Source organism: Actinoallomurus sp. NPDC052308 (genome assembly GCF_040679195.1).
In the GTDB taxonomy this organism is placed as follows: domain Bacteria; phylum Actinomycetota; class Actinomycetes; order Streptosporangiales; family Streptosporangiaceae; genus Actinoallomurus; species Actinoallomurus liliacearum.
In genome coordinates, this window is the sequence record NZ_JBFAUM010000010.1 from 186,189 (window position 1) to 198,812 (window position 12,624).

Annotated in this window: 11 protein-coding genes; 8 read left to right on the forward strand and 3 right to left on the reverse strand. The window is 71.8% G+C overall.

Features of this window, described 5'->3' with window-relative positions:
• Positions 1-67: 67 nt before the first annotated feature.
• Entirely contained in the window at positions 68-1,564 is a 1,497-nt protein-coding gene (locus AB0L00_RS24565) for an MFS transporter (RefSeq protein WP_364438365.1), read from the reverse strand.
• A 97-nt stretch (positions 1,565-1,661) separates the two neighbouring features.
• On the opposite strand from AB0L00_RS24565, the gene AB0L00_RS24570 reads away from it, so the two are divergent.
• The 4 genes from AB0L00_RS24570 to AB0L00_RS24585 all read left to right on the forward strand — a co-directional run bounded on the left by AB0L00_RS24570 (position 1,662) and on the right by AB0L00_RS24585 (position 5,536).
• A complete protein-coding gene (locus AB0L00_RS24570) occupies positions 1,662-2,138 on the forward strand; it encodes a MarR family transcriptional regulator (protein WP_345366180.1) in 477 nt (158 codons plus the stop codon).
• Between the two features lie 46 nt (positions 2,139-2,184).
• Positions 2,185-3,246: a MerR family transcriptional regulator gene (locus tag AB0L00_RS24575; protein ID WP_364438367.1), complete on the forward strand. Its 1,062-nt coding sequence runs from the start codon at positions 2,185-2,187 to the stop codon at positions 3,244-3,246.
• A 9-nt stretch (positions 3,247-3,255) separates the two neighbouring features.
• Positions 3,256-3,906 (forward strand): hypothetical protein, encoded by a 651-nt coding sequence (locus tag AB0L00_RS24580; RefSeq protein ID WP_364438369.1) that lies wholly within the window; start codon positions 3,256-3,258, stop codon positions 3,904-3,906.
• Positions 3,907-4,102: 196 nt separating this feature from the next.
• Positions 4,103-5,536 carry an Ig-like domain-containing protein gene (locus AB0L00_RS24585; protein WP_364438372.1) on the forward strand — a complete coding sequence of 478 codons (1,434 nt, stop codon included), beginning with the start codon at positions 4,103-4,105 and terminating at the stop codon, positions 5,534-5,536.
• Positions 5,537-6,308: 772 nt separating this feature from the next.
• On the opposite strand, the gene AB0L00_RS24590 is transcribed toward AB0L00_RS24585, so the two are convergent.
• A complete protein-coding gene (locus tag AB0L00_RS24590) occupies positions 6,309-6,761 on the reverse strand; it encodes a MarR family transcriptional regulator (RefSeq protein ID WP_364438374.1) in 453 nt (150 codons plus the stop codon).
• A gap of 88 nt (positions 6,762-6,849) precedes the next feature.
• Here AB0L00_RS24590 and AB0L00_RS24595 point away from each other — a divergent pair, with 88 nt between their 5' ends.
• The 3 genes from AB0L00_RS24595 to AB0L00_RS24605 all read left to right on the forward strand — a co-directional run bounded on the left by AB0L00_RS24595 (position 6,850) and on the right by AB0L00_RS24605 (position 10,352).
• Complete coding sequence (locus tag AB0L00_RS24595; RefSeq protein WP_364438377.1) at positions 6,850-7,245, forward strand: nuclear transport factor 2 family protein; 396 nt, start codon at positions 6,850-6,852, stop codon at positions 7,243-7,245.
• An 84-nt stretch (positions 7,246-7,329) separates the two neighbouring features.
• Entirely contained in the window at positions 7,330-8,091 is a 762-nt protein-coding gene (locus AB0L00_RS24600) for a MerR family transcriptional regulator (RefSeq protein ID WP_364438380.1), read from the forward strand.
• A gap of 230 nt (positions 8,092-8,321) precedes the next feature.
• Positions 8,322-10,352 (forward strand): translation factor GTPase family protein, encoded by a 2,031-nt coding sequence (locus AB0L00_RS24605; protein ID WP_364438383.1) that lies wholly within the window; start codon positions 8,322-8,324, stop codon positions 10,350-10,352.
• Here the strand turns inward: AB0L00_RS24605 and AB0L00_RS24610 are convergent.
• Entirely contained in the window at positions 10,342-10,944 is a 603-nt protein-coding gene (locus tag AB0L00_RS24610) for a DsbA family protein (protein ID WP_364438482.1), read from the reverse strand. The genes AB0L00_RS24605 and AB0L00_RS24610 overlap by 11 nt on opposite strands.
• Before the next feature lie 132 nt (positions 10,945-11,076).
• Between AB0L00_RS24610 and AB0L00_RS24615 the strand changes: the two genes are divergently transcribed.
• Entirely contained in the window at positions 11,077-12,609 is a 1,533-nt protein-coding gene (locus AB0L00_RS24615) for a GNAT family N-acetyltransferase (protein ID WP_364438386.1), read from the forward strand.
• Positions 12,610-12,624 lie beyond the last annotated feature (15 nt).

A 12,624-nucleotide genomic window follows, 5' to 3' on the forward strand; every position in this document is an offset into this window, starting at 1 on the left:
ACCTCCGTCGGTGAGTGTTCGATAGGGGGAAGAGAAATCGATCGCCGTCGTGAACGCCGTCAGGCCGTCACGCGGCGGGGCCGGGTGCCGGGTCGCCTGAGCCGGCATCGGATGCCTCCAAGGGCGACGGCCGCTGCGGCCGAGCGGCGGTGAAGTGCAGACGTCCGGCGGGCAGGATCAGGGTCGTGGGCGCCGCGAGCAGGTAGAGCCCGGTGACGACCAGCAGGCCGATGGCGGCCGACCGGACGGGTGGATGGCCGCCGTCGAGCAGGCCGAAGTAGACGGTCCCGATCAGCGCCACGCCTGAGGCGGCACCGATCTGCAGTGCGGTGTTCACCAGCCCTGCGGCCGCGCCCACGTGCCGGCCCGGCGTCTTGGCCACGACCGTGGCGATCAGCACTCCGGAGGCCATCGACATGCCGAGCCCACCGACCAGCAGTCCCGGAACGAGCTGCCAGGAGTGCAGGTCCCGACCGTAGTGAACGACCGTCGCGGTGGTCAGGCCCATTCCGGTCGCCAGCACCAGGCACCCGGTCATCGCCAGCGGCCGGCCGAGGCGCCGCAGCCTGGTGGCGAACGGGGAGAACAGGCCCACGCCGACCGCGGCCGGAACCAACGTCACGGCGGTGTGCAGCGGAGAGAACCCGACGGTGCTCTGCAGGTGGACGGTGAGCACCACCGGGTATGCGGCGCCCGCGAAGAACAGCACTGCGACGGTCAGCCCACCGACGACCGACCGCTCGCGCAGGATCGCCGGGTCGATCAGCGCGCCGCCCCGCCGTGCGACGACCGTCCGCTCGTACCGGACGAAGAGCCAGAGCGTCGGCGGGCAGGCCGCCATCATCGCGAAGACCCACCACGGCCAGCCCAGGGCGCGGCCCTCCACCAAGGGATAGAGCAGCGCCAGCAGGCCGGTCGTGGCGAGCAGCGTGCCGGGGACGTCGATGCCCGCGGCGTGCTCGGATCGGGAGTCACGGCACAGCAGCACGGTGCCGATGAAGGCGGCGACGCCCACGGGGACGTTGACGAAGAAGATCGGCCGCCAGCCCCAGCCGAACAGGTCGGCGTTCAGCAGTACGCCCCCGAGCAGCGGGGCACCGACGCCGCCGATGGAGAACGTCAGCCCGTACACCGTGGCCGCCCGCTGCTGCTCCTCCGGCGGGAACTCCACGCGGAGCATGGACAGGACCTGCGGCACCATCAGCGACGCGGACGCGCCTTGGGCGATCCGGGTGACGACCAGCATGGCCGGGCCGGTGGCCAGGCCGGTGAGCAGTGAGGTGACGACGAAGGCGGCCAGTCCGCCCTGGAAGACCCTCAGGCGGCCGTAGCGGTCACCGAGCCGGGAGGAGGTGATCATCCCGGCGGCGAAGGCGAGGGTGTAGCCCGCCATGGTCCACTCGAGCTGGGCGGAGGACGCGTGGAGTTCGCCGCGCAGCGACGGGAGCGCGACCTGCAGCACCGTGCCGTCGATGAGGTCCATGACCGTGGCGGCCATGGTCACCACCAGGGCCGCCCACCGGCGCGGGTCGTACTCGTCGGGCGAGGGGCGTGGAGCGGGCACGGGCGACCCCTTCCGGGTACGGTGAAGCGACGAAGAGAAAGCTTTGCTTTAAAAGCAAAAATAATTTGATCGCAAACGTATAGGAATGATCTCGGGGATGTCAACGGAGCAACTCCCAGAGCCCGGCCTGCGCGCGGACGAGGCGGTACGGGCCATGCTGTTGCTGATGCCTCGGCTGGCCGCCAGGCTCAAGCGCACACCGATCCCCGAGCGGCTCCGCTCCTTCAACCTGGCGCCCAGGCATCTGTCCCTGCTGTCGTCCCTGCTGTTCGACGGGCCCATGGCGGTCGGCGAGCTGGCCTCCCGCCTGCAGGTCGCCCCGACCACCGTCAGCCTGATGGTCAGCGACCTGACCAAGCAGGGCGTCCTGGTCCGGCGCTCGGACCCGGCCGACGCCCGGCGTACGATCGTCGACCTCACCGAGGACGCGGAGACCCGTGCCGCGATCGAGAGCTGGCTCGCCGGCGGGGCCAAGGCCTGGCGCGCGGCGTTCGACCCGCTGTCCCCGGACGAGCGCGCGATGTTCGTCCGCACCATCGAGACGTACGAGCGCCTGACCGGCTCCGCCGACTGACCGGGGATTTGACCTTCGAGCCGCTCGAAGGCCCACGATGTCCGGCATGGACGACACCGAAGCGCTGGCCGGCATCGGGACCTTCGCCCGCCGCGTGGGACTGACGCCGAGCGCCCTGCGGTTCTACGACGACTGCGGCATCCTTCGGCCCGCCCACGTGGACGGCGCGACCGGCTACCGGTACTACGCCCCGGACCAGGAGCCGCGCGCCGCGCTCGTACGACGGCTCCGTGCGGCCGGGCTGCCGCTGGTCGACGCGTCGGTGGTGCTCGACGGCGATCCGGAGGAGGCTCGCGCGGTGCTGGCGGCGCACGCGCGCCGGACCCGGGACACCGCCGCGGCGGCCCAGGCCGCGATCGACGGCCTCCTACGTGATCTCTCCGCTGACGGGGAGAGGGCGGCGGCCCGCGTCGGCGGGGCGGAAGTGGCCGGCGCGGTCCGGCAGGTGGCGCCGTCGGTCGCCCGCGACGCCGTACGGGCGGAGTTCCCCGTGCTGGGGTGCGTGCTCGTCGAGCTCACCGACCAGGAGGTACGGCTGGTGGCGACCGACCGCTACCGGCTCGCCGTCCGAGGGTTGCGCCCCGGCGACATCACCGGCGTCCCGCGTGACCTGCTGGTCGACGCCGACACGATGAAGGAGATCGCGTCCTGGGCCGTACGCCTGCCGGAGGTCGTCATCGAGGTCGACGACCGGGGCGCCCGCGTCCACGGCGGCGGCGAGCAGCGGTCGCTCCCCGCCGTCGACGGGACGTTCCCCGACTATCGGATCGTCCTGGACGACCTTCCGGCGGTCCGGCACCGGCTGATCGTGGACCGCGACGCCCTTCGTACGGTGCTCGCCGACCACGAGGGCGGACCGGTCATCCTCCGGACCGACGAGCGACATCGGCTCGTCGTCTCCCATGGAACGACCGAGACCGAGGTCCCCGCGATCGACACGGGACCGCCGGTGCGGATCGCCTTCGCCCCTCAGGTGCTGCTGCCGGCGGTCGAGGCGAGCGTGGGCCCCGACGTGCTGCTCGAGATCTCTTCAACAACGCGCCCGGTCGTCGTCCGCTCCGCCGACCAGGGCGGTTTCACCACCCTCGTCATGCCCGTCCTCGGCTGAAGGAGACAGATGGATCCCGCGAACCCCGTCGTACGGCTGTGCTCCGAGGGCATGCGCGCCGAGGCCGAGGGCAGGCCGGCCGACGCGCGCGACCTCTTCCAGCAGGCATGGGAGACGGCCACCGACGACTACGAGGCCTGCGTCGCGGCGCACTACCTGGCCCGCCATCAGCCGACTCCCGAGGACGCGCTCCACTGGAACCGCGAGTGCCTCGCCCGAGCCGACCGGGTCGGCGACGAACGCGTCCGCGGCTTCTACACGTCCCTGCACCTCAACCTGGCCACGGCGTACCGCGACCTCGACCGGCTCGAGGAGGCGCGAGCCCACTTCGAACGCGCCGCCGCGTGCCTCGACGACGTCCCGGCCGGTCAGTACGGCGACTGGAACCGCTTCGCGATCGCGGAGGGTCTGCGCTCGACCGGCGGCCCGGCGCGTCGCCCCGCCGACGACCTCCTGGCGGACCTGCTGTCCCGGCTCTGCGCCCGCCGCGACCTCAAGGCGCTCGGCCTCATCCTGCCCGCCTACCTGGGCGACCTCGGCACGGACGATGACCGGGTCCGCCTCGCGACGGCGCTGCACATGGTCCACGCCGCCCGCTGGCTACCCGAGGAGGACCAGACCGCACTCGGCCGAGCGATCACCACCCTCAACGCGGCCTGACAGGCCCATCGGCCGGTCTGGAACGCGGGACCGGTCGGGGCCCCAAGGGACACGGCCGGCAGACGACACGCCCGGCGTACGACACGGATATCAGCGCGCAGATACTTAGCGCAACTATTCGAGTGCGGAGGGTAGTGTCGCCCGTGAAGTCGATCTACGAGGACATCACTCACGGCAGAGCGGGAGTTCACAGCAGATGTCACAACGATCCAGATCCGCGTTCGCCGCGTCGGCCTGCGCCCTGTCGGCGCTGCTGGCCGCGGGCGCGCAGGCGGCGGCCGGTGTCGACGCGCACGCCGCCACCACGGCACGGCACGCGACCACCCGGACCGTCTACGCGCCGTGTGTCCGGCAGGGGCAGGCGAACTACCCCGTCGAGTACTACTGGAAGAACTTCATCGGGATGCGGCTGGGCCGCGGCTCGATCTCGGTCACCACCTCCCCGTCCCTGTGGGGCGGGCAGATCGCGCCGGGCAGCACCTTCACCCTCACGCTGAGGCACCAAACGATCCAGTGGCCGCTGGTGGTCTCCCAGTACCGCACCACGTGGGACGTGTCGTCACTGCTGGCCAACGCCGACGTGGTCGGCCAGTCCGGGGCCGGCTCCATCAGCGGCACCACCCTGACGATCCCCTCACCGGGCGGCAAGGCCGACGCGCCACCGCAGGTGATCACCTTCCGGGTCAAGCCAGGCACCGTCGGGCGCAGTATGACCATCCGGCCGGTCGGGATCTGGAGCAACAACTCCGCTCCGGGCCAGCTCGGCAACGGCACGCCCGCTCCACCGATCCAGATCGTGAACGGGCAGTCCATCTCACCCACCAACGCCGCCGACGACACCGCCACCACACCGGGCAAGCCCGTCAGCGTGCCCGTCCTGGCCAACGACACCGGGAGCGCACCGACGATCACCGGCGTCACCCAGCCTAAAGCCGGCACCGCGACGATCTCCGGCGGCAACATCGTCTACACACCCGCTCCGGGCTTCGTCGGCACCGACACCTTCACCTACACCATCACCACCGACTGCGGAACCAGCACCGCCAAGGTCACCGTCGATGTCCCGTGCACCGACACACCGGTCCACCTGGTCAACGGCAGCTTCGAAGCACCACCCGTGACCGGATACCAGATGCTCCCCGACGCCTCGACCAATCCGGCCATCGGCTGGCACACCACCGCCACCGACCATCTGCTGGAGTTCTGGCGCGGCGGCTTCCAGGGGGTCCCGGCAGCCGATGGGCAGCAGTTCGCCGAACTCAACGCCAACCAGGTCTCCACGCTGTACCAGGACCTGCCGACCGTGCCGGGAACACGGCTGACCTGGTCGCTGTACCACCGAGGCCGCCTGGGCACCGACGTGATGCGGGTGCTCATCGGCACTCCCGGCTCGACCGTGGCGCAGACCCCGACCGGGGCCTCCTCCCCGGACATCTCCGACGGCAACACCGCCTGGCGCCACTACACCGGCGTCTACGTCGTCCCAGCAGGACAGACCACCACCCGGTTCTCCTTCGAATCGGTCTCGGCCGCAGGCGGACAACCGAACCTCGGCAACTTCATCGACGGCGTGACCTTCGAAACGCCGTCCTGCCCGCCCACGGCCAAGACCGCCACGAAGGCGAGCTGATCACCGGGCGATAGCAGCGTCACGATAAGGCGGCCTCCGTCTCACTCCGTGCGGCACGCAGCCACGGAGGGAATGACGGAGGCCGCCGAGTCGCAACGCGTGCACTCCGCGCACGGGCCGGTGCCGGTAACGCCGCCCGGGCCGAGGGTCGGGCGAGAGGATCTCGCTCAGCCGAGCGTCCTGCTCCAGGGCAAGGCGCCGCGTTCCGCGCCGTCTACTGGCAGTAGAAAACGTCTCCCCTCAGTAGACACCTGTGGAAGACAAGCCACTCCGGAGCGGGCGCGGCCTGACGAGGCCGCCGATCACAGGTCCCTTACCTCCTGTGACCAGCGGCCTCGCGTCCCGGTCCGAGCCGGCCGGGACATCTGGGCGGAAGCGCGTGCGGGGGACAGCTGAGCGTGACTCGCCCGGCGTCGGTACACGCACTCGGTGATCATGGTGATCGCTGCAACGGACCTCCCAGTTGCCGTACCCGTGTCCGATGGCACCTCTGCTCCAGGTCACGGGCGATCTGAATGGCGTTGGCCTCCGGGGGTGCCAGGGTCGTTCCCCGCCCGCCGCGCCTGGTCTTCATTCGCGGGTTCTCAGAACTCGCCGGATCGCCGCGACGGCACTGGGGACGTCCGTGGCTCGCCCGATCTGGCCGCCCCATGACCAGCAGAGCCACCAGTCGCCGGGATGCAGTTCCCTGCAACTGATCTCTTCTGAAAGCTGATGAGCGTTCTCTGGAAATTCGGCCGCCCCGTCTCGCTCGACGGCGCGTAGCGGCTGGTCAGGGGCGGGTGGTGTGGTGGGCGACGACGCGGGCCAGGAGGCGCGTCAGTTGCTCGCGTTCGGGGGCTGAGAGCGGGGCGAGCAGGGCGTCCTGGATCTCGGCCACCACGCCGGCCAGGTGGTCGAGGTGGTCGGCGCCGGCCGGAGTGAGCGTGATGATGTTGCGCCGGCGGTCGTCGGGGTCGGGTGAGCGTTCGATCCGGCCCTTGGCGGCGAGCTCGTTGAGTGCCGCGACGACGTCGCTGCGGTCGATGCCCGTGCAGCGGCCGAGCGTGGCCTGGCTGGCCGGGCCGAACTCCTGGAGCGCGGCGAGTAGCCGGTAGTGGTAGCCCCGGGCGTCGGCGGCGGCGAACCGCTCGGTCAGGATCCGGTGACCGTGCATCGCGGCCTGGCCGAGCAGCCAGCTGGGGGTGCCCTTCAGGCGCGTGGGCGTCGTGTCGTCCGCCGTCATGGCCCGCAGTCTAACCGTTGGCAAGGCCCACGATTTGAGATATCGTTGGCTCTGCCAATGTTGGAGTCGCCAACGAATGAGGTATGTCATGGCCCAGAACGACCCCGCGCTGCTCATCGACCTGGTCACTCGCCTGGGGCGGTGGCTGGACGACAAACGGTTCGACGAGGCGCGTACGGTCTTCACCGAGGACGCGACGGCCGACACGCTGGGCGGCTCGGTGCGCGGCGTCGACGCGCTCGCCGCGCAGGCACGGCGGAACCACCCGGCCGACGTGGCGACCCAGCACTTCATCACCAACCCCCTCATCGAGGTGGACGGCGACCGCGCCACCATCGACGCCAACCTGCTCGTCGTCTTCGCGTCCTCGACGGACCGGCGCGTCCTCGGCGAGCGGTACCGGCTCGAGGCCGCCCGTACGCCCGACGGTTGGCGGATCCGCCGGGTCGCGGCCCGGATGATCTGGGAGACGGCCTCGGTCTGATCGCGGTTGACCTTGACGTTACGTCAACTCCTATCGTCGAAGTCGTGGCCGGAACGTCCGGCCGCACCGGTGGATGGGACGGTCATGGCCTGGTCGATCGCTCAGGTGGCCCGCATGTCGGGGATCACCTCGCGGACCCTCCGGCACTACGACGAGATCGCCCTGCTCACCCCGGCGTACGTCGGGGACAACGGCTACCGCTACTACGAGCAGGAGCAGTTGCTGCGGCTGCAGCAGATCCTCGTGCTCCGGGAGCTGGGGGTCGGGTTGGCCGAGATCGCGGAGGCGATCGACTCGGAGCCGAGCACGGTCGCGGCGCTGCGCCGCCACCACGCCCGCCTGCTGGCCGAGCGTCAGCGGCTCGGCATGCTCGCCGACACCGTGGCCCGCACCATCGCCGAACTCGAGGGAGAAGGAGGTGACATCGTGTCGCCGAAGATCAACCGGCCGGAGAACCTGTTCGCCGGGTTGGACTCCGCTCAGCACGAGGACGAGGCTCGCGAGCGGTGGCCGGAGCAGTACGAGCAGAGCCGGCAGGCCGTGAACGAGTTCACGCCGGAGGAGGTGGAGGCCTGGCAGCGGGACCTGACCGCGCAGATGGTCCGGATGGCCGAGCTGAAGGTCGCGGGCGCGGCGCCCGACGACCCCGTCGTCCTGGACGAGGTGGACTGGAACTACCGCGCGGTCAGCCGGTTCTGGCAGCCGGACGCGTGCGCGTTCACCAAGCTCGGGGAGATGTACGTGAACGACCCGAGGTTCCGCGAGAACTACGAGAAGATCACCGAGGGGCTGGCCGAGTTCCAGCGTGACGCGATGGCCGCGTACGCCCGCGCCCGGCTGAGCTGACCGGCCGGGAAGGCCGGTCGCCCGGAGGAGCTGCAGATCCTCCGGGACGCGGTGCGCCGGATCGGCCGCCGGAAAATGAGCTGCGGTCTCCCGCCCCCCTTGTTAGTCTCCGGCCGCATCGGCGTCGGTGAGGACGCCGTCGTCCGTACGAGTCAGGGGGCTTGCGATGCGCCAGTGGTCAGAGGTCATCACGACGGAAGATCACTCGGCGGCATCGAGGACGACACCCTATGACGACCCTGAACCTGGGGGTGCTCGCGCATGTTGACGCGGGCAAGACGACGCTCACCGAGCGGCTGCTGTTCGACGCCGGGGTAATCGACGAGCCCGGCAGCGTCGATCACGGCACGACCCAGACCGACTCCATGGAGCTGGAGCGGCGGCGCGGCATCACCATCCGGTCGGCGGTGGTCTCGTTCACCATCGACGACCTGAAGGTCAACCTGATCGACACTCCCGGCCACTCCGACTTCGTCTCCGAGGTCGAACGCGCGGTACGGGTCCTGGACGGCGCGGTGCTGGTCCTGTCGGCCGTCGAGGGCGTTCAGGTGCAGACCAGGATCCTCATGCGCGTGCTGACCAGGCTGCGCATCCCCACACTGATCTTCGTCAACAAGGTCGATCGGACCGGCGCCAGGTACGACGACCTGCTGGCGGAGATCACTCAGCGGCTGACGCCCGGCGCCGTGCCGATGAGCACGGTCACCGGCCTGGGTACCCGGGACGCCGCCGCACGGCCGTACGCCCCGGCGGATCCGCCGCACCTCGAACGGGTGGCGGAGGTGCTGGCCGACGGCGACGATGCGTTCCTGGCGGCCTACGTCCGCGCCGACGGCCGGATCGACGCGGCGGACTGCCGGCGGCGGCTGGTCGAGCGGACCGGCCGGGCGGCGGCGCATCCGGTGTTCTTCGGTTCGGCCGTGACGGGCGTGGGCGTCGCCGACCTGGTCCGCGGCATCCGTGCGTTCCTCCCGCCGGCCGGCGGCGGCCGGGACGAACCGCTCTCCGGCACCGTGTTCAAGATCGAGCATGACCCCTCCGGCCGGAAGACCGTGTACGCGCGGCTCCGTACCGGGTCCGTCGGCGTCCGGGAGCACGTCGGCGTGCACCGCCGCGTCGGCGGACGGCCGGACGCCGCCGGGTGGGAGGAACGGCCGGGGAAGATCACCGCGCTGGAGGTCTTCGACCAGGGCGGGGCGGCGCCGGCGGACCGGGCGGGCGCGGGCGACATCGTGAAGCTCTGGGGACTGAAGGACGTCAGGATCGGCGACCGGCTCGGCCCCTCCGGCGACCGGCTCGGCGTTCCCGGCGGTCGGCTCGGCGCTTCCGGGCACGAGGCGGACGGCGGAGATCGGTGCGGCGGGCCCGGAGAGGGGCCGGACGAGGCGCAGTTCGCGCCGCCGGCCCTCGAGACCGTCGTCCGCAGTGTGCGCCCGTCCGACGGTCCGCTGCTGCACGCCGCGCTGCGGCGGCTCGCCGAGCAGGACCCGTTGGTCGGCGTCCGCTTCGACGACCGGAGCCGCGAGATCTCCGTGCTCTTGTACGGGGAGGTGCAGAAGGAGGTGCTGAAGGCACAGCTCGAGGAGCAGGAGGGCATCGCCGTCGCCTTCGCGGAGACGCGGATCGTGTACCTCGAACGACCGGCCGGCGTCGGTGCGGCGGTCCACGAGATCGACCGGCACGGCGACCACGAGGTGTGGGCGACCGCCGGCCTCCGGATCGAGCCCGCCGCGGCGGGCGCCGGGGTGCGGTACCGCCTGGAGGTCGAGTCGGGATCGCTGCCCGCGGCGTTCCACGCCGCCATCGAGGAGAGCGTGCGCGCCGCCCTGCTGCGCGGGCCGTACGGCTGGGAGGTCACGGACTGCGTGGTCACGTTGACGCACTCGGGCTACGCGAGCCCGGTCACCACCGCCGGTGACTTCCGGACGCTGACGTCCCGGCTGGTGGAGCGGGCGCTGCGCCGCGCCGGGACCCACGTGTACGAGCCGGTCGTCCGCTTCGAACTGGAGGTGCCGTCCGACGTCGCCGGCGGGGTGCTGGCCACGCTCGCGGAGCTGGCCGGGGCCCCGCACGACCTGGCCGTTCGATCCGACACCACGTACGTGACCGGCGTGCTCCCCCTCGGCCGGGTGCACGAGCTCGGGCGGCGGCTGCCGGGGCAGACCCGGGGCGAGGGGGTGTTCCTGTCGGAGTTCGCCGGGCATCGCCGCGTCGTGGGGACACCTCCGCGCCGGGCGAGTCCGGCCACCGTCACCGGGTGATCGGGCGGCGGGTCCGCGCCCGCTTCAGCTCGAAGAAGCCGTCGGTCCCCGCCACCAGGAGCACGCCGTCCCACAGCCGCCCGGCCTCCTCACCGCGGGGGATGGGGCTGACGACCGGCCCGAAGAAGGCGATCCGCTCGCCGTTCGGTCCGGGTACGTGGATCGCCGGCGTGCCGAGGTCCTCCCCGACCGGGCCCAGGCCCGCGTGCTGGCTCTCCCGCAGGGCCTCGTCGTAGTCGGTGACATCGGCCGCGTCGGCGAGGTCCGCGGGCAGGCCCACCTCGGCCAGCGCGTCGAGGTACAGCGGGCGGCCGACCGGGGTCTTGTCGTGGTGGATCCGGGTGCCGAGCGCGGTGTACAGGTCGCGCAGCACCTCGCCGCCGTACTTCTGCTCGGCCGCGATCGCCACGCGCACCGGACCCCACGTGTCCCGCAGCCACTCCGCGTACCACTCCTCGAGGCCCTCGCGGCCGTCGTTGAGCATCGCCAGGCTCATGACGTGGAAGCGCACGCGGACGTCGCGCACCTTCTCCACTTCGAGCAGCCAGCGGGAGGCGATCCACGCCCACGGGCACTTGGGGTCGAACCACATCTCAACATCGATCACGCCGTCAGCGTAGGGAGCGCAATGGCCGGTCGTAAGGACCAATAGGGCGGGAATCGATTGGGCCAATCCTGGAACTCGCTCGGTCCGGCTCCGGTCGGCTCCCTAGGATTGCCTCCGATGGACAACGATGAGCCGACGCGGCCCGATACGACGGTGATCGAGGTGCCGCAGTGGCAGGGGTCGTCCTCCGCGACGGCGCACCGGCTCCGCGCCGGGGCCCGTCTGCTGGCCGACCTCCTGCCCACCGCCGACCGGATGAGCGTCGACGTCGCGGACGGCGCGGGCGCGACGGCACTCACCGGCAACGCGCTGCGGATCCGCGCCGCCCTGGAGCGTTCCGGCGGCCGGTTCGCCGTCACACTCGGCGGCGACTGCGGCGTCGAGCTCGAGCCGATCGCCGCGGCGGCACGCCGGTACGGCGACCGGCTCGCCGTCGTCTGGTTCGACGCGCACGGCGACCTCAACACGCCGGCCTCGTCGCCCTCCGGCGCCTTCCACGGCATGGTCCTGCGCACCCTGCTGGGCGACGGTCCCGCCGACCTGGTGCCCGACCGCCCGCTGAAACCGGGCCAGGTCGTGCTCGCCGGCGTCCGGGACCTCGACCCGGCCGAACACGAGTACGCGACCGCCGCCGGCATCCCCGTCGTCGGCGACCCGGAGGCACTCGTCGAGGCGGTCGGCGACGCGTCGGCCGTGTACGTGCACATCGACCTCGACGTCCTCGACCCGTCGGTCTTCCGCTCCGTCGGCTCGCCCGCCCCAGGGGGGCTGACCCCCGACCGGCTGCTCGCGATGGTGCGCGCCCTCGCCCGGCGGTTCGAGATGGCCGGTCTCGGCATCACCGAGTACGAGCCCGCGCGGCCGGAGGATCAGGACCTCCTCGCCGACCTGGTCGGGCCGATCGCGGACGCCTGCCGCTCATCCGTCGTCGACCTGGTCGAACGCCGGGCCCGCGCGGCCTGGCCGGCCGAGTTCGTCGAGGAACGCGCGGGCTGGCTGCTACGGCACACCTCGGATGTCCGGCGCCGCCGCTCGAACTCGGCCGTGCCGCCGCCGACCGGCGCGGAGCCGGCCGTCCGCGACGTCGAGCGCTTCTACCGGGAACGTTCCCGGCCGGTCATCGTGCAGATCCCCACCGGCTTCGAGAACGTCGACGCCCTGCTCGAGCACCGCGGGTACCGGCTCGAGGCGCCGGTGGCCGTGCTCACGGCGTTCACCGAGGACGTGGTCGCCGCGACGGAGGACGCCGCGGCACGGGTCCGCATCGGCGAGAGCCCCGAGGCGTGGCTGCCGGTCTTCACCGAACTCGACGGCCACGCCGACTCGGTGGCGGTCGGCCGGCAGGTGATCTCGCGCATCGCCACACCGGCCGGGTTCGCGGCCGCGGTACAGGACGGAAGGCCCGCCGGCATGGGCCTGTTCGTGGCCGACACCGGCTGGGCGGGTGCCTTCTGCATGGCCGTCCATCCGGAGCGGCGGCGCCAGGGCCTCGGCGCCGCCGTCCTCGGGGCGGGCGCCCGCTGGGCCGCCCGCCAGGGCGCGCACCGGATGTATCTCCAGGTCGAGATGGACAACGACGCGGCCTGGCGGCTCTACGAGAAGGTCGGCTTCACCCGGTCGTACGGCTACCACTACCGGATCGCGCCATAGGGGGGCGCCCGGTGG